Source organism: Burkholderia sp. Leaf177 (genome assembly GCF_001424345.1).
Lineage (GTDB): Bacteria > Pseudomonadota > Gammaproteobacteria > Burkholderiales > Burkholderiaceae > Caballeronia.
Genome location: NZ_LMPF01000026.1, coordinates 165,721 through 182,291 on the forward strand (window position 1 = coordinate 165,721; position 16,571 = coordinate 182,291).

Here is a 16,571-nt window from a genome sequence, read left to right on the forward strand (position 1 = left end):
AAGGTAATTCGCAAATCGAATAAAGGAACGCGGGAAGCTGCGCCGTTCGATTGCCAATGTTCATACCATCGTTGTCCGAAAGTCACTGGATGTTGGCGCATCCATACGCCGCCCGAGCGCGTAGTTACTCGATTAGGTTGCTCGCGGCAGGGCGCCGGCCTTTTACGGTCCGGACCGACATCGCCTCTGCCAGCCATTCCTGGGACCGTGCATTGCTGCGGTCTGGCGGACGCGGATGTTCGCGCATAACAGGGCATACACCATGGTTACTCATCCCAAGCGGCTGGTCTTTGCAGGTATCTTCGTTGCAGCGCTCGCGGTTACTTCATACCTGCCGAGACTCATGCAAAGCGCGCTTCATCACAATCACTCTGCAAGCGATGGCTACGACGACGCCGGCTCTGTCAGCGCCATGCCTGACAGCGTGCCGGCGTCCGGGGCGGTATCGGCGGAAATGCGCACCGACGAATCTCCCGCGCGGATTCTTCAGGCGGTTCGCGACAGCTTGCAGCGCAACGATCTCGCATCGGCAGAAGTGCTGCTTCGAGCCGCTCGCACGCTCGACATGAACAACCCGCAAGCCATTGCGCTCCAGCACGATCTGGATGCACGCGTCGCGCAAAGTGCTGCGCCGACGACATCGGGAAAAGGCGTGGTGGCGTCGCAGCGAACCGAATCCGGTGCGATACCTCGGGCCAGCCGCACGGTTGAAAGGGCTGCGCAAAAACGCGAACCTGTTCATCGCGCGCCGCTTCACGCACGCGAAGCACAATCCCGTGCCGCGGAGAACACGGTCACGAATACGCCGCCTGAAACGGTTACTTCAACTCCCGAAGTAATCGAGAAACCAAAGCCCGCAATAGTCGATGCCGTCCCCGAAGTCGTGCATGCACCCGCGCCCGTGGTCGAGTCTTCGCCGGTGATCGTGCAACAGACAGTGCGGCCCGCGCCTGCGCCTGTGGTTGAATCGTCGACGGGACCCAAGACTCGCGAGCAAGTCCGCGCGGAACTCGAACGCGCTCGCACGGACGGCAGCCTGCCGCGCTTCGGCAATCCCGATCCGGCCGGCCCGGGTGTCGCGACTATTTCGAAACCCTCGCCATCGACGTTGAATCGATAAAACCCGGCAGCAAGAAAACCGGGTAATCCCAACTTTCAAAACCGTCAGTTTCCATTCGTTTACCACGCAGGACGAACCGGTTGTATCGCAAAGCTCGATTGCGGTCTGCAACCCGGTTCATGTGGTGAGCAAAGCGCCGAGGCGCATGGAGATGACGATGGCACGTGATCTGACCTTAGAGCCGCAACTTGCAGTCGATGACATCCAGGGAGATATTCTCGTCGGCCTGTTAAAACAGCACGAACACCTGATGTTTTTTCAGATCGTCGACAAGCAGCGGTTTCGAAACTTTCTGCAGACCTTATCGCTTACCAGCGCGCAGGAATGCCTGGCACAGCGCGCTTTCGTCGACAAGAAAAAAGCCGAAGGCAGTTCGCGGCTGTTTCCGGCGCCCGGCCTGAATCTCGCGTTTACGTTCGAAGGCCTGAGCGAACTGGGCGCCACGAACTTCGATACGACCAGCGTCCAGGCGTTTGCAAATGGCATGGATAAAAGCCAGCAAGCGTTGAACGATGTGCCGTCGGCGCAATGGCGCATCCTGCGTCCATCGGGCGCGTTGCATGGCGTGTTCATCGTCACGGGGGCGACGCATGAGGAAGTGGTGGACGTGGTGTCGTTGCGCCTTTCGCCCGCAAGCGATAACGGTTGGAAACTGCTTCATACCGAAGTCGGTCAGGTCCGGCCTGCACCGACCAACGGCCACGAACATTTCGGTTACGCCGATGGCGTGTCCCAGCCCGGCGTAAGAGGAATTGTCGCGGCAAATACGCCGTTGACGCCGACTCTGCCCGGCGCCGAAGACTCGCAAGGCCAGCAAGGGCAAGACCTTCTCTGGCCCGGCGAGTTCGTGTTCGGCTACGCGAGTCAAAACCCGAACGCTGCTTCGTTCACCGAAAAAGGTCCGGACGCGGTGCCTCCGGCTCCGTTCATGAACAACGGGGCGTTCCTCGTTTTTCGCCGGCTTGCGCAGCTGGTTCCGGAATTCAACCACTCTGTCAAAGCTGCTTCCGCGAGCATCAATACCGCGGGAAATCCGTCGAGCCCGAATCTGTTTGGAGCGCAACTGGTCGGACGCTGGAAAAGCGGCGCGCCATTGATCAATGCTCCGACCGCGGACGATCTGGATTTTGCCGAAGATACCGCCGTCACCAACGCATTCGAATTTGGCGATGATCGAACCGGCTTGAAGTGTCCATTCGCCGCGCATATCAGGAAGGCTTATCCGCGAGACGACGTCCTTGGCAATACGACGCCAACCGATACCGAATCCGATAAAGCCGAAGCCTTTACGCAAACGCACCGCATGTTGCGCCGGGGCATTGCATTTGGTCCCGAGTTGACGGAACAGGAAGCGTTGAGCGGACACTCATCGGACGATAAAAAACGTGGCCTCCTTTTCAAGTGCTACGTCACATCGATTGAAGACCAGTTCGAGTTCGTGCAGAAGACGTGGTGCAACAACCAGAACTTCGTCCAGCCTGAAAGTGGTATCGATCCGATCATCGGCCAATCGCCGAATCCGACAAATCCGTTTCTCGGCGCGGTCCCTGCATCAAAAAATATTGCCGACAAACAGACGGTCGATCTCCGGAGCTTTGTCCATCTGGAAGGCGGAGCGTACTTCTTTGCGCCAAGCATCAGCGCAATCAAATCCTTATAAGGAAGCGGCGCTTCCGCAGCGATGCGCCAGCCGATGTTCGGGTTGGCGCATGGCAACGCTACATAGCCGCCTCACTTGCCCGTCTGGCCATCCGCCATTTGCACGGGTTCATCGGGGACGACGGACGTCAAGACAGTTGAAGGCAAATGCCTCACGTCGTTCGGGCCGACCTTGCCCGCGAACTTCCAGCCGCCCGGCAGCTTCACGAACGTGAAGCCTGTCGGCGTGTCGACAAATACAGCGAAGTTTTTCGCTGAAGCCACGGCGTCCATCTGAGCGGTATCGGCAGCTGTCTGTGCAACGACGGCGGACGATGCCACGACCAAAGCTGCAGCAATCAAGCCGCGAATTACAGGTTTCATTTCGAGCTCCATTTCGTTCGGAAAAGGCGTGTGCCTTGAATATGTGTCGATCGATACAGAATATTAAAGCGTCAAAATTGACCCGTGTCCAGTTTTTTGTTATGGTCGTTACAAAATAGAAATCACGATCGTGACGGATCGGGAGACGCGGAGAAATATGATGAATGATTCAGTGGATGCGGCAGTTTCGAAAGGGCGAGGCAGACCTCGGGCATTTGACCGGCAAATCGCGCTTACGCGTGCGATGGACACGTTCTGGCTGAAGGGTTTCGACGGCTGCGCAATCAGCGACCTGACCACGGCGATGAACATCAATTCGCCGAGTCTTTACGCCGCGTTCGGCAGCAAGGAAGATCTGTTTCGCGAGGCGCTCGACCTTTACGGTGCGCTCGAGGGAGACGCGACCCAGCGCGCATTGTCTGGACCGCGCAACATTCGCGATGCGCTCGGCGCCATGCTCAAGCGCAGTGTCGAGATGTTCACGCGCGGTCCGCAACCACGCGGCTGCATGGTGATGCTCGGCGCAATGAACGTCAGTGCTGACCAGAAAAGTCTTCGCACGCTATTGCACAAACGCCAGAAGCAGATCCTCGACCTGATCAGGAAGCGGATGGCGATGGCCGTCGATGACGGTGAGTTTGCGGTATCGGCGGATATCGACGGCTTGTCCACGCTATGCGCGGTTCTCTTCACCGGGCTCGCGGTCCACGCTCACGACGGCGCGGGACGGGCGAAGCTGAATTCAGCCATCGATGCCTTTCTCGCCACGTTACCGGTGCAGGAAAAACCGGCCGGGTGACGGTTTCATGGCTGTGACGCGTTGCGCGCGAGATCGGCAAACGTGATTGTTTGCGCGTTGCATGCTTGCGTAAAGGCGGCGTCGTAACTCGAGAACAACACCAGGCGCGTTTTTGCGAGCTCGGTGAACAACTCGACCAGAACGCCGCGCGCGGCAGCGTCCAAACCTGCGACCGGCTCATCCGCGATGATTACCTTCGCACCGCCAATGGCGGCGGCCGTCAGGCAGATCTTCTTGCGTGTTCCAAACGACATTTGCTCGAAGCGCTTTTCCAGATGCGGCGTCAGTCCAAAACGATCGGCAAGCTCGAGCGCGTCACGGCTCACGGTCGTGTCCCTTTCCAATGCCACTTGTTCCAAATACGCGCGCCCGGTTTGCATGGAACCCGGCAGGCAGTCATCCGGTATGTACGCGACCGCAGACTTCACCTTCGGCCCGCTGCGCAGTAAGTGCCCGTTGATCCACACGTCGCCTTGATCGGCTGGGATCGATCCGGCAAGAATGCCGAGCAGCGTGGTCTTGCCGCTGCCGCTTTCATCGTTTAGCGTGATGCATCCTGCGCCCGCACGATAGTTCAGTCCTTCGAAAATGACGCGGTCGGCGTAGCGTTTGCCAAGGTTCTCGAATCGAAGCATGGGTTGGTGTTTGTAATCGCGAAGAGTTATGGAATGCTGCGCGAGGTTAGCGAAGCGATTGTGAACCGGGTGCAGGGACTATTTATCTCTCACACGCTCGCCGGCGCCACCGAAGCCCCGGCAATCCCGTGCCGCTTGAGCGCATCGGCGACAAATCCGGACGCCTTCATCTCTTCCACGAATGACGCCAAAAACCTGGCAGCGTCCTCGCCACGACTTTTCGGCGTGCCCATGGCTTGCTGAATCACCATGAAACGTTCATCGAGCAAACGCAGGCCGGATGTCTTCGCGGCATCGGCCTGAAGTTGCTGCTTCACGCCGGCAGCGACCTCGAGATTCTGGTCGATGAACGTCTGCACCACCGCCGGCGATGACGGCGCGCGCACGATCTGCGCGGCCTTCAATTCGCGCGTGAGAAACAGGTCGTACGCGCTGCCTTTGCCGACCACGACGCGATTGGCGGCCTGATCCACGTCGGCGTTCGAGCGAATTGGCGAAGCATCGCGCACGAGATAAAACCCCTCGATCAGCACATACGGCGCCGTGAACGCGATGCTCGCGCCGCGCACCGGGTCGATGGCAAAAAAGCCGAAATCCGCGCGCTCACCGGCGACGGCTTCGACGGACTTGCCGGCGGTATCGAACACGATCAGTTCGAGTTCCACGCCGAGCCGCCGAGCAAATTCGTGGGCGAGATCAATCGATACACCGAATGGTTTTCCCGTCGATGGATCCATATTGGCAAGGATCGGATTGCCTAGGTTGATGGATGCACGCAGGCGTCCGGCTGGAGTAAAAGCGTCGATTGTCATGGTCGTCAAGGCTCGATGATATTGCGGCTATTGGTAAGGTCTCGCTCCTGCCTCAAGCAGAATCTCATCCTTACGTTGTTGCCGCGAGATTGCACTTTATATAGGAAATGCAATATTGCGCGGATAAAACCGTGGGTGTCCGTTCACGCAATCTTCGAATGCCGGCGCTATGCTACCGGTTCCCGTTCACCCGTTCACCCGTTCACCCGTTCACCCGTTCACCGTTCCACCGACCGAGGACCAATCATGAAACAGACGCCAGGATCAATGATCAGCTTTAAGCGCCCCGACGGGCAGGAAATCCAGGGTTATCTCGCGAAGCCGGAAAAGCTCGAAGGCGCGCCGGCGATTGTCGTGATCCAGGAATGGTGGGGCTTGAACGACCAGATTCGCGGTGTTGCCGACCGTTACGCGCGGGCCGGGTACATAACGCTCGTGCCGGATCTGTTTCGCGGCAAGACCACGGTTGAAGAGGCGGAGGCGAATCACTTGCTGACCGAACTCGATTTCGGCGATGCCGCCGGCCAGGACATTCGCGGCGCCGTGCAATATCTGAAGACACAATCCGCGCGCGTGGCCGTGACCGGCTATTGCATGGGCGGCGCGTTGACGCTGCTTGCGCTCAGCAATATTCCGGAGGTATCGGCGGGCGTGGTGTGGTACGGATTTCCGCCACTGGAGTACATCGATGCATCGAAGATCAAGGTTCCGGTGCTCGGGCATTGGGCGACGCAGGACGAGTTCTTCCCGGGCGAAACGGTGGACCAGCTTGAAAAGCTGCTTGGCGATGCGAATGTCGATGTCGAGTTTCATCGATACCTCGCGCATCACGCGTTCGCCAATGAAACGGCGGTTGGGCCCGGACGTATTTCGCGGACTCAGTACGACCCTGTCTGGGCGCAAATGGCGTGGGATCGTACGCTGACGTTCTTCGGCAAAACGATATGGGCGCAGAAGTAAAAGCGCGTTCTTTCAGGTCGCTCGCGTGGGCTACCTGAAATGATCCCAAGCCAAGCTGCTGACCCACTTGGTCAGCCCGGAATTTCAGGCTCGACCAGCTTTGCGAGTTGAAGAAGCGATTCCTGCCAGCCGAGGTAGCACATTTCCTCGGGAATGACTTCCGGTATGCCTGCCTGCACGATGCTTACCTCGGTCCCGCACGAAACCTGCCGCAACGAAATGGTGACGTCCATCTGGCCGGGCAGGTTGGCGTCGTCGAATTTGTCCCAATAGCGAATCTTCTCGAACGGCACGAGTTCGACGTATTCGCCGCCGAACGAATGGCTGTTGCCGGAGCTGAAATTACGGAACGACATCTTGAACGTGCCACCAACGCGTGCATCCAAGTGGTGGACCTGGCATGTGAAGCCGTAGGGCGGCAGCCACTTGGCGAGCGCATCGGCTTCGAGGAACGCTCTATAAACGCGTTCAGGTGTGGCGCGCAAGACGCGATGGAGGTTGACGGTTCCAGTAGCCATGATGTGTTCACCTTTCACTAATGAGTTGGACATACTTCTACGACGATCCGGCATCGCTGGTTTCGACACATGTCGAGACGAGGGAAGACCCGTAGGCGCCGACGAATTTTACCCGGGCACGAATATGAAAAGCCCAACCTCATGAAGCAGTTCGGCCGCCATTGACGCGCAAGACTTCGCCGGTCATGAAACTCGCTTTATCCGACGATACAAACAGGATGGCGTCCGCAATTTCATCCGGCGTTCCTGCCCGCTTGAGCGGTACGGCGGCGAGAAAAGCAGCCTTGCGTTCCGCGTTCACGGTGAGGCGGTCGAGCATGGCGGTTTCCACCGGACCAGGCGCAACCGCGTTGACGCGCACGCCGAACGCCGCCGCTTCGAGCGCCGCCGATTTGGTGAGACCTTCGACCGCGTGCTTGCTTGCCGCATACAGCGATGCGTTCGCGGCGCCGCGCGCGCCCATCGTGGAAGAGATATTCACGATACTGCCGCCGCCCTGCGCCGACATCGCTCGGAGTTCGTGTTTCATGGCGAGCAAGGTGCCGAGCACGTTGGTATCGAAGACGGCCGCGTAGCGTTCCAGCGTCTGCTCCACCACCGGCGCCGACTCACCTTCCGAACCGGCAGAATTCACGGCTATATCCAGCCGTCCGAAACGTTCGACTGTGCCATTCACGAGCTTCCGCACGTCCTCTTCATCGCGGACATCAGCCTGTATGAACAGCGCTTCTGCACCGAGCGCGATGAGTTCCGCAGCAAGCGTCCGGCCTTCTTTGGCCCGGCGCCCCGAGACCACGACGCGTGCTTTGTCACGCGCGAACGCGAAGGCGGCCGCGCGGCCAATGCCGCTCAACGCGCCCGTGATGAGTACAACAGGATTGCTGAACATTTGCTTCTCCTCGAAGGGCTCGGTTTCAAACCGTCACCACGATCTTCCCGAACTGGCCATTGGTTTCCAGATACCGATGCGCATCGACCATTTCATCGAACGTGAAAGTACGGTCGATAACCGGCTTCAGCGCGCCGCTCTCAAAGCCCTTCAGCACATAGTCCACGGCCGCCTTCCTGCGGGTTTCATCGCCGCTCGTCAGCCAGATGTTGTGCGCCTTCACTGTCAGCACCTTCGCGATCATCTCGAGCACGGGCAGCGGCGTGACGTCCTCGCTGAGCGCGCCGTAGATATAAGCGATACCGCCGAACGACAACGCCGATATCAGCTTCGCGAAGTTCGGACCGCCAACGGGATCGAAGGCAACGCGCGCGCCTTTGCCATCCGTGATGCGCATGATTTCATCGACCAGGCTGGTTTCGTCGGTGACGATCACGTACGCGGCGCCTGCATCGAGCAATTGCTGTTTTTTCTCGGCGGTACGTGTGAGCGCAATGGATGTCGCGCCCGCATAGTTGGCAATCTGGATCGCCGCGAGCCCTACGCTGCTCGAGGCTGCGGGCACGATCACGAAGTCGCCCTGGGTCACCTTCGCGTCCTCGACCAGCGCGCCGTACGCCGTGACGAACATCATCCAGACCGATGCCGCCTCGCCGAACGAAAGCGATTCCGGATGCTTCACGACCGCGTAATCCGGCGCGATGATCGTCTCGCCATAGGTGAAATACTGGTTCATGGAAAACGATGGAATCACGTTCACCTTGTCGCCGGGCGCGAAACCCGTGACGTTGCTGCCGACCGCGTCCACAACGCCGGCCGCTTCATAGCCGAGACCCGCCGGAAACTTGACCGGCTCGATATACGCGTCGAGGCGCCACATCGATTCCGCACGATTGAGGCCGATCGCTTTTACGTTGATGCGGACTTCGTCGGGGCCGGGCGCGGGGACATCGGTATCGATGAATTCGAGCACGTCGGGACCACCAGCCTGTGCAAACTTGATTGTGCGTGACATGAGATTTCTCCAGATTAAATGGATGAAGCCGTGCGGCTTCTACAGTACGAAAATAAGCGGAATGCTGCTTGAACGAGCCCGCTAAAAATCAGGTCGGATCAGAGCTTCGAGCCGCCGTCCACGTGCAGCGTTTCGCCGGTCACCCAGCGCGCGGCATCGGAGGCGAGAAACGCGACCGCGCTGGCAATGTCGTCAGGCTGCGCGACGCGCTTGAGCGCCTGCATGCCGGTCGCGGCGTTGCGGCCTTCTTCGGTCTTGGTGAAGCTCGACATTTCGGTGGCGACCACGCCCGGCGCAACCGCGTTCACACGAATGCCGCGCTCGCCCAAAGCCGACGCGAAATGCCTGACGAGGGTATCGACTGCGCCTTTCGTCGATGCATACGCGGACAGCTTGCCCACCACTGCATGCGCCGCAAGCGATGACAACAGCACCACGCTGCTGCCTTTGCACATGACAGGCAGCAACTGCTGAACGAGAAAGTAGGGCGCGCGGACGTTCACGGCGAAGAGGTCGTCGAAGTCCTCGACAGTGGTTTCTTCGATACTCGCCGCCTTCGAGACGCCCGCATTCGCCACCAGAATATCCAGCCGATGTCCCACGACCGCGCGCACTTCTTTCGCGAGCGCATGCGGACCGTCGGCATTGCGCAGGTTCGCGCCAACTTTCTGCGCATTGCCGCCGGCCGCGCGAATGTCCGCAACGACGGCATCTGCTTCCTTTTCGCCGCGGCTGTAATGCACCAGCACTTGCGCGCCTTCCTTGGCGAGCGCGAGTGCGACCGCGCGTCCAATGCCGCGTGAAGCGCCGGTTACAAGCGCCGTCTTTCCACTGAGATTGCTCATGATGTTTTTTTCTCCGATATAGATGTGAGGCATGGCGCTTGTCAGCGGCGAGAGGTCGCTGCGTCGCGGCCTGATGGGTAATCTAGGCTTTGCTTGCACAAAGTAAAAAGACTTTGTAGGCTGGCGGGCATGCCTGAAAAGCATGACTCAATCAGAGAGAGGGCATATGGAGCTTCGACATTTACGGTATTTCATAGCAGTCGCCGAAACAGGCAGCCTGACGGTCGCGGCCGAAAAGCGCCTGCATACGTCGCAGCCATCGCTTAGCCGTCAGATTCGGGACCTCGAAGACGAAGTCGGCGCGGAACTCTTCAGCCGAAGTGCGCGCGGCGTTGAGCTCACCGCGGCGGGAAAGGCGTTTCTGGACCACGCCCGGCTAGCTTTGTCGCAAGTCGATGCCGCCATGGAAGCCGCGCGCCGCGCGGCGCGCCCGGCTAGGCAGGTTTTCGCGCTCGGCTTCCTGACCGGACAGGAAATGACCTGGCTGCCACGCGCCATGCAGGTTCTGCGCGACGAGTTGCCGAATATCGATGTCACCGTGTCGAGCCACTATTCACCCGATCTCGCCGATGCCCTCGCGCGCGGCAAGCTCGACCTGGCGTTCCTGCGGGCGGAACCGGGTTTCGATCTGGACTATCGCGTGGTCAGCCGTGAAAAGCTGGTCACGCTGATGCCGAGCGATCATCCGCTTACGGCGCGCTCGGCCATACGGCCGGTGGATTTCATCGGCGAAACGTTCATTCTGGCAACGAACAAGGCGACTGTTCTCCACGATGTCATCGTGCGGTATTTGCAGGAAAACAACCTCGACATCAAGCCCGAGCACGGCGTGGACAACCTCGCCATGGCCATGTCGCTCGTGGCGTCCACACGAGGGCTTGCGCTGATGCCGGAGTACGCAAACAACCTGCTGCCGTGGTCGGTCGTCAGCCGGCCGCTGGAAGGCGATGCGCCGACGGTGGATCTCGTGATCGGCTACAGCAAGTCGAACGCATCGCCGGTGCTGAAGATGTTTCTGGCGAGAGCGCAGGAACTGATTGCGCCCGGGGTTTGAGCGCTGAAAGAATGAAGCCGGCCGCACTTCTGGAAACCGTCCGGCACCGCCCGCGACCACGGTGAAAGACGGGAATAAGTAATATAATCAATAGGAAAGCAACGAAGAATGGCTGGATTAATCGACCATCCACCTGCTTCTGGCTCGACTTGTTGCAACCATTTTTGTTAATTGAAAAACCGCTCACGAGGGGCCTGTTCAATCCATGGGGAGTTCTTCCGGCGCTTACAACGACCGCGACGCGTACGGCAATAGCGACGACGAGACGTTGGTATCGGTGACCATCGCGGAAAATCCGGACGCGACGGGCCACTCGATCAAGCCGCCACGGAATCCTTCGCCATCCTCTGTAGCGTGGATTCCGCCTGGGCAAACGGTTGATATCGGCGATGTCTCCATTTCGGGCGGCATGTTCTATTTCGGCAGTGTTCATCGTTCAACGCCCCGGTCAATCGAAGCGTGCGTGATCGACCCGCGCGCGGATCTGGCCGACATGGGCGCGAATCCGGTCACGGCGCTTGGTTCCAAGGAGCTGAGTTACGGCACGCTGACCAGCGAGCAGCGGCGGACCTATCTGGAATGGCTTGGCTCCGACCGCAAAAAATCCGACATCCACACCGGCTATCTGTTTTTCTACCTCTACGGCCTCGAACGCCGCGTGCTGGTCGACGGCGCGGCCGGAAAAGTAACCGAAGGCGAATTCGAAGACATTGCGCGTGAGTTGCGTCGTTTATTGAATATCGATGCCAATTATTCGTGGCAAAAGCATCTGCGTAATTTGCTGGAATCGGTTGGTTTGATGTCGTCGCGAAACGGCAAGATGTACGAGAAACCCGCGCCGCGCGGTATGGCAATCGGGTATCAGGTTCCCATGGACGTGCGCGTCGCGTTTGCGCAAGCTGCCGTCGATAAACATCCGGTCCCGGCCGGCTGGGCGCTCGCCTGGGCAAAGATGGACCCGCTGCTTGTGCGCCGCGCGGCCGTGACGCGTTGCCCGGAAGAATTCGACAAAGTGTTCGCGCGCAAATACGTCGAACGTTTCAAGAGCGGCATGTTGCTTTCGGTAAATCGCACGACGCTGGAAGTCCGTCCCGATCCGGCGTTCAGTGCGCTCCGGAATCTGCCGGTGCCCGGTTTTCTCGTGGGCTTGCCGGATATCGGCGCGATCAACGGGCCGCGCGGGCGGCTGCAATCGCTGATGAATGATTCGGCGAGTGCGCTCGACTCGTATAGCCGTTATCTCGGGAGATTTCCGGGCACAGCGGGAACGCTCGATGCAACGCTGATGTTGCCCATCGAATTGTGGCCGGACGTCATGCAGCACGCGCTCCACGTTCTCAAAGACGAACTTGCGCAAGAGGAGATTCGCGTTTCTACATTCGGCGAAATTCTCGGGCGCTTCAAGTTCACCGGGAACGTGACGCGCGACAAGATGACGGCGTTTTGCACGGTGTTATGGAAGAGCGGTATTGCCGTGGAACCCGATGTCAGGCTTGGCGCCCGCACACCGAAACCCGGCGATGCGCTGGCGTTGTTCGCTGCATCGGCAAATGCGGACATTCCTCCAGCCGATGACGCGTATTCGGTCGCAACGGTTTTGATCGATCTCGCTGCAACGGTGGCCATGGCCGACGGCAATGCATCGGACGCTGGAATTTCCGTGATCGACAAGCGAATCGAGACTGGGTCGGAATTACAGGAAGAATTTAAGCTGCGGCTGAAAGCAAGAAGCCGCGTGCAGTTCGCGCAGCGCGTGTCCATCGCGGGATTCAGGAAAAGAATCGAAGCGCTGGCAAGTAAAGCGCGGCAGGACCTGGCGGCGCTCCTCGTGCAGGTCGCGAATGCGGACGGCGTGGTGTCGCGGGAAAAAGTGAAGGCGCTGGAGAAGGTGTATCGGATGATGGATATGGATACGCAACAGCTTTACAGCGCGCTTCACCAGGACGGGTCCAGCGCAAAACCCGCAGCGAACTTCACGCTGGATCCGGCGCGGATCGCCGCGTTGAAGCACGAGACGGCGCGGGTATCGGCGATTCTTGCCGATGTGTTCGTGGAAGAGGCGCACGCCGCGCCGGCCTTGAAAACGGTCGAGCCTGAGCAGGCGCCGCTGATAGGTCTCGACGGCGCTCACTCGAACTTCCTGCGCTTGCTAGTTACGCGCGATTCGTGGACGCGCGCCGAGCTGGAGGAAGCGGCGTCAAAGCTCGACTTGATGCTCGATGGCGCTATTGAACAAGTGAACGAGGCCGCCCTCGACAACTGGGACGAGCCGCTCACGGACGGGGACGACCCTGTCGAAATCAATCAGGAATTAGCTCAAAGGCTGGCTGCATGACAACGATTCGCCCAAGGGACCGCGATGCGGTCCTGCAATCCCTACGCGCCGGCGTTGTGCCGCGCATCGGGCAACATCTGATCCAGGTCGGCCGCGCGAGGGAACTCGACGCGCTGATGAAGGACATTGAACGCGTGGCCGATGGCGGCTCGAGTTTTCGTATCGTCGTGGGTGAATATGGCGCGGGCAAGACGTTCTTCCTGAACCTCGTGCGCGCGATCGCGCTTGAGAAAAAACTCGTGACCGTGCACGCCGACCTGAATCCGGATCGCCGTTTGCACGCGTCCGGCGGCCAGGCGCGTTCGCTGTACGCGGAGCTGGTCAAGAACATGTCCACGCGCACGAAACCCGACGGCGGCGCGCTGGCGGGCGTGGTCGAGAAGTTCATCGGCCAGGCGAAGACGGAAGCGAAGGCATCGGGCAGAACCAGCGAAGAAGTGATCCGCGCGCAGTTGAGCCAGTTGACCGAGATGGTGAACGGCTACGATTTCGCCGATGTCATCGCGGCGTATTGCCGGGGTTTCGAGGAAGGCAACGAGCAACTCAAGAGCGACGCCGTGCGCTGGCTGCGCGGCGAATTCTCCACGCGCACCGACGCACGCGCGGCGCTGGGCGTGCGCACCATCGTCGACGATGCAACCATCTACGACCAGTTGAAGTTGCTCGGCCGTTTTGTGCGCATGGCGGGTTATAGCGGCCTGATGGTGTGCCTCGATGAACTCGTGAACCTCTACAAGCTTTCGAACGTTTCCGCGCGCAACTCGAACTACGAGCAGATCCTGCGCATCCTGAACGACTCGCTGCAGGGTACGGCCGTTGGCCTGGGTTTCGTGCTCGGCGGCACGCCTGAATTCCTGCTCGATACCAAACGCGGTCTCTACAGCTATCCGGCCCTGCAATCGCGTCTTGCCGAAAACGCTTTTGCGACTAACGGTCTGGTCGATTACAGCGGACCTGTTATCCGGCTCGCCAGCCTCACGCCGGAAGACTTCTACGTGCTGCTCGACAAGATCCGGATCGTCTACGCCTTTGGAGACGCGGCCAAGGCGCTCGTGCCCGAAGAAGCCATCCCGGCGTTCATGGCGCATTGCGCGGCGCGTCTGGGCGAGGCGTATTTCCGCACGCCGCGCACCACCATCACGGCGTTCATCGATTTTCTCGCGGTGCTCGAGCAGAATCCCGGCCGCGACTGGCGCGAACTGATCGATGCGTTGACCATCGAGCGCGATGACGGCGGCAGCGTATCCAAGGTTCCGGCTTCACCCACCGACGGTGACGATGAACTCGCCAGCTTCCGGCTCGACTGATTCCCGAAGTTTCGACCTGCTCGACGAACGCATCCGCCGATGGATCTGGCAGGAAGGTTGGACCGAGTTGCGCGACGCGCAGGAGCGTTCGGTTCCCGCGTTGATCGATGCCGATCGCGACGTGATCATCGCGGCGGCCACGGCGGCGGGCAAAACCGAGGCGGCGTTTTTCCCGATCCTCTCGAACCTGCTGCGCGATGAACCCGTCGCTGCGAGCGTGCTTTACATCAGCCCGTTGAAGGCGCTGATCAACGATCAATGGTCGCGCCTCGAAGGCTTGTGCGAGACGCTGGAGATTCCGGTTGTCGGCTGGCACGGCGATGTATCGGCGAGCCGCAAGCAGCGCTTTCTCAAGAAGCCATCGGGCGTCTTGCTCATCACGCCCGAATCGCTCGAAGCCATGTTCGTCACGCGAGGATCTTCGCTCGCTACAACGTTCGGTTCCCTTCGATACATCGTCGTAGATGAATTGCATGCGTTCATTGGCTCGGAGCGCGGCATGCAATTGCAGTCGCTCCTCAAACGCGTGGATCTCGTATGCGGACGCTTCGTGCCGCGTGTGGGGTTATCGGCGACGCTGGGCGACATGCAACTCGCTGCGCAGTTTCTGCGGCCGAAGGCTGAGAAGCCGGTTGAGATCATCGAATCGAAGGGTAGCTCGCGGGAGATACGGCTCATCATCAAAGGCTTCGTGCAGACGCCGGCGCGTGTTGAAACGCAACCCGATATCCGCAGTCCGCAACTCGAAGACGCCGTACCCGGCAGCACGCTCGAGATCGCCAATCAGATGTACCTCGCGCTGCGCGGCGCGAACAATCTCGTGTTCCCGAACAGCCGGCGGCAAGTCGAGCTTTACGCGGATTTGTTGCGCCGTGCGTGCGAACGCGATGGTCATCCGAACGAGTTCTGGCCGCATCACGGCAGTCTCTCGAAGGAGCTGCGCGAAGATGCCGAGAACGCGTTGCGTTCGGGCGATCGGCCGGCGACGGCGGTGTGTACGTCGACGCTGGAATTGGGTATCGATATTGGCGCGGTGAAAAGTGTCGCGCAGGTCGGGCCGCCGCCTTCGGTGGCCGCGTTGATGCAGCGGCTCGGGCGCTCGGGACGGCGCAAGGACGAGCCCGCGATCCTGCGCAGCTATTGCGTGGAGGCGGAGCTTCACGCGCATTCCGGTTTTTCCGATCGCATTCGCGAAGGACTCGTGCAGTCGATAGCCGGCGTTTTTCTGCTGCAGAAAAAATGGGTCGAGCCGCCGAGAGCGCGTGGTTTGCATGCATCGACTTTTGTGCAGCAGGTCATGTCCGTGATCGCGGAACGCGGCGGCGCGACGGCGACCGGTCTGTGGGAAACGCTCGTGGAAAATGGTCCGTTCGACATGATCGATAAACCCACGTTCGCCGCCATCCTGCGCAGCCTCGGCAAGGCTGATTTGATCGTGCAGGAGAAAGGCGGCTTGCTGTTGCACGGCGTGCGCGGCGAGAAGTTCGTCAATCACTATGAGTTCTACGCATCGTTTTCCAGCGACGACGAATTTCGCATCGTTGCCGGAAGCAAGCAGCTTGGGTCGCTGCCCGTCGCGCGTCCGCTGATTCCGGGACAGGGGATAATCTTTGGCGGTCAGCGTTGGCGCGTGTTGGAAGTCGATCCCGAGCGCAAGACGGTGTTTGTATCGGCGGATCGGGGCGGCGCGCCACCCGTCTTCGATGGCGCCAGCGCCATGGTTCACGACGAAGTCCGCCGCGAGATGAAGCGCGTTCTGGCGGATGATCAGCCGGTGGTTTTCATCGATAAAAAAGCGGCGAAGCTTCTTGAAGAAGGGCGCAAATATTTCGCCGCGGCTGATCTTGCAAACAAGTCGCTATTCGGCGAAGGCAATCACGTGATGCTCGCGACCTGGGCCGGGGATTGGATCAACGACGCGCTGGTCGTTTTGCTGCGCGCTGAGAACATCGATGCCTGGAATCAGGGCGCGGTCGTGAGCATCACGGGATCGAAGTTCGAGACCGTGATGAGCGTGTTGCAGAAGATCGGCACGCGATCGGCTTCGGACCTGACGCGTGCGCTGAGCGTGATTCAGAACGTAGAGAATGAAAAGTGGGATTGGGCGCTTCCCGACGATGTCAAACGCGCGGCTTTTGCTTCGTTGCGGCTGGATATGGAGGGCGGGGTCGAGATGGCGCGGCGGTTGGTGGCGGAGAATCAGGGGCGGTTGTAGCGGGGTTTGGTGGCTGCGGTTGAACATCCAATGTCCCCATGCTCC

The 16,571-nt window shown here is 59.9% G+C and carries 15 protein-coding genes; 8 read left to right on the plus strand and 7 right to left on the minus strand.

The window, feature by feature from the left end; genetic code table 11:
* Nucleotides 1–262 precede the first annotated feature (262 nt).
* Nucleotides 263–1,120 (plus strand): DUF4148 domain-containing protein, encoded by an 858-nt coding sequence (locus ASG35_RS29895; RefSeq protein ID WP_162244449.1) that lies wholly within the window; start codon nucleotides 263–265, stop codon nucleotides 1,118–1,120.
* 157 nt (nucleotides 1,121–1,277) lie between these two features.
* Nucleotides 1,278–2,780: a Dyp-type peroxidase gene (locus ASG35_RS29900; protein WP_056366954.1), complete on the plus strand. Its 1,503-nt coding sequence runs from the start codon at nucleotides 1,278–1,280 to the stop codon at nucleotides 2,778–2,780.
* Nucleotides 2,781–2,851: 71 nt separating this feature from the next.
* Here the strand turns inward: ASG35_RS29900 and ASG35_RS29905 are convergent, their stop codons facing one another.
* Entirely contained in the window at nucleotides 2,852–3,142 is a 291-nt protein-coding gene (locus ASG35_RS29905; RefSeq protein WP_082508700.1) for a hypothetical protein, read from the minus strand.
* Nucleotides 3,143–3,386: 244 nt separating this feature from the next.
* Here ASG35_RS29905 and ASG35_RS29910 point away from each other — a divergent pair, with 244 nt between their 5' ends.
* Nucleotides 3,387–3,941 (plus strand): TetR/AcrR family transcriptional regulator, encoded by a 555-nt coding sequence (locus ASG35_RS29910; protein WP_235527784.1) that lies wholly within the window; start codon nucleotides 3,387–3,389, stop codon nucleotides 3,939–3,941.
* A 5-nt stretch (nucleotides 3,942–3,946) separates the two neighbouring features.
* Here ASG35_RS29910 and ASG35_RS29915 read toward each other — a convergent pair whose 3' ends face one another.
* Nucleotides 3,947–4,576, minus strand: coding sequence for an ABC transporter ATP-binding protein (locus ASG35_RS29915; protein WP_056366557.1), 630 nt, complete (start codon nucleotides 4,574–4,576; stop codon nucleotides 3,947–3,949).
* Between the two features lie 89 nt (nucleotides 4,577–4,665).
* Entirely contained in the window at nucleotides 4,666–5,388 is a 723-nt protein-coding gene (locus ASG35_RS29920; RefSeq protein ID WP_056366561.1) for an ABC transporter substrate-binding protein, read from the minus strand.
* A 246-nt stretch (nucleotides 5,389–5,634) separates the two neighbouring features.
* On the opposite strand from ASG35_RS29920, the gene ASG35_RS29925 reads away from it, so the two are divergent.
* The gene (locus ASG35_RS29925; protein ID WP_056366564.1) at nucleotides 5,635–6,348 is read left to right on the plus strand and encodes a dienelactone hydrolase family protein; all 714 of its coding nucleotides are present in this window, start codon (nucleotides 5,635–5,637) and stop codon (nucleotides 6,346–6,348) included.
* Between the two features lie 71 nt (nucleotides 6,349–6,419).
* On the opposite strand, the gene ASG35_RS29930 is transcribed toward ASG35_RS29925, so the two are convergent.
* From ASG35_RS29930 to ASG35_RS29945, 4 genes are all read right to left on the minus strand, one after another.
* A complete protein-coding gene (locus ASG35_RS29930; protein WP_056366567.1) occupies nucleotides 6,420–6,866 on the minus strand; it encodes an SRPBCC family protein in 447 nt (148 codons plus the stop codon).
* Nucleotides 6,867–7,005: 139 nt separating this feature from the next.
* Complete coding sequence (locus tag ASG35_RS29935; protein WP_056366571.1) at nucleotides 7,006–7,755, minus strand: SDR family NAD(P)-dependent oxidoreductase; 750 nt, start codon at nucleotides 7,753–7,755, stop codon at nucleotides 7,006–7,008.
* Nucleotides 7,756–7,780: 25 nt separating this feature from the next.
* Nucleotides 7,781–8,770, minus strand: coding sequence for a zinc-dependent alcohol dehydrogenase family protein (locus ASG35_RS29940; RefSeq protein WP_056366574.1), 990 nt, complete (start codon nucleotides 8,768–8,770; stop codon nucleotides 7,781–7,783).
* Nucleotides 8,771–8,868: 98 nt separating this feature from the next.
* Nucleotides 8,869–9,615, minus strand: coding sequence for an SDR family NAD(P)-dependent oxidoreductase (locus ASG35_RS29945; protein ID WP_056366958.1), 747 nt, complete (start codon nucleotides 9,613–9,615; stop codon nucleotides 8,869–8,871).
* A 166-nt stretch (nucleotides 9,616–9,781) separates the two neighbouring features.
* Here ASG35_RS29945 and ASG35_RS29950 point away from each other — a divergent pair, with 166 nt between their 5' ends.
* The 4 genes from ASG35_RS29950 to ASG35_RS29965 all read left to right on the plus strand — a co-directional run bounded on the left by ASG35_RS29950 (nucleotide 9,782) and on the right by ASG35_RS29965 (nucleotide 16,526).
* On the plus strand, nucleotides 9,782–10,669 hold the full coding sequence (locus tag ASG35_RS29950; RefSeq protein ID WP_056366577.1) for a LysR family transcriptional regulator: 888 nt from the start codon (nucleotides 9,782–9,784) through the stop codon (nucleotides 10,667–10,669).
* Between the two features lie 205 nt (nucleotides 10,670–10,874).
* The gene (locus ASG35_RS29955; RefSeq protein WP_056366579.1) at nucleotides 10,875–13,004 is read left to right on the plus strand and encodes a tellurite resistance TerB family protein; all 2,130 of its coding nucleotides are present in this window, start codon (nucleotides 10,875–10,877) and stop codon (nucleotides 13,002–13,004) included.
* Complete coding sequence (locus tag ASG35_RS29960; protein WP_056366583.1) at nucleotides 13,001–14,311, plus strand: ATP-binding protein; 1,311 nt, start codon at nucleotides 13,001–13,003, stop codon at nucleotides 14,309–14,311. Before ASG35_RS29955 ends, ASG35_RS29960 begins: the two co-directional genes overlap by 4 nt.
* Complete coding sequence (locus ASG35_RS29965; RefSeq protein ID WP_056366586.1) at nucleotides 14,283–16,526, plus strand: DEAD/DEAH box helicase; 2,244 nt, start codon at nucleotides 14,283–14,285, stop codon at nucleotides 16,524–16,526. The genes ASG35_RS29960 and ASG35_RS29965 overlap by 29 nt, the downstream gene beginning before the upstream one ends.
* Nucleotides 16,527–16,571 lie beyond the last annotated feature (45 nt).